The sequence below is a fragment of the Neisseria sp. P0021.S006 genome (genome assembly GCF_051956895.1).
In genome coordinates, this window is sequence record NZ_JBQCWZ010000776.1 from 1 (window position 1) to 667 (window position 667).

General features: G+C 55.9%; 1 protein-coding gene. It reads right to left on the minus strand.

The features are described 5' to 3' along the window. On the minus strand, nucleotides 1–667 hold a 667-nt coding region (gene msrB, locus ACTHUM_RS17040), incomplete at both ends, for a peptide-methionine (R)-S-oxide reductase MsrB (protein ID WP_440403559.1).

The window sequence follows — 667 nt, forward strand, 5'->3', positions numbered from 1 at the left end:
CCGTAGCCGGCTGCGTCCATTTCTTCCAAAGGGATGAATTTCAAACTTGCGCCGTTGATGCAATAGCGCAGGCCGCCTTTGTCTTTCGGGCCGTCGGGGAAGACGTGTCCCAAGTGCGAATCGGCGACATGGCTGCGCACTTCGGTGCGGCGCATGTTGTAGCTGAAATCATCGTGTTCGGTAACGGCAGAGGCGTTAATCGGGTGGGTGAAGCTCGGCCAGCCGCAGCCGGAATCGAATTTGTCGGCAGAGCTGAACAGGGGTTCGCCGCTGACAATGTCCACATAAATGCCGGGTTTGAACAGATGGTCGTATTCGTGGCTGAAGGCGTATTCGGTCGCGCTGTTTTGGGTAACTTGATATTGCTCTTCGGTCAGAAGGCGTTTGAGCTCGGCAGCGCTGGGTTTTTTATACGTTGCCGCGTCAAAGCCTTTGCCTTGCGGGGCGGCTTTGGTTTTGCCCGGCAGCGGTTCGTCGGCTTTGCGGATGTCGATGTGGCAGTAGCCGTTGGGGTTTTTAATCAGGTAATCCTGATGGTATTCCTCGGCGTCGTAGAAGTTTTTCAGCGGCTCGTTTTCGACGATGAGGGGCTGTTGGTATTTTTGCTGCTCGCGTTTGAGGGCGGCGGCGATGACGGCTTTTTCGGCAGGGTCGGTGTAGTATACGC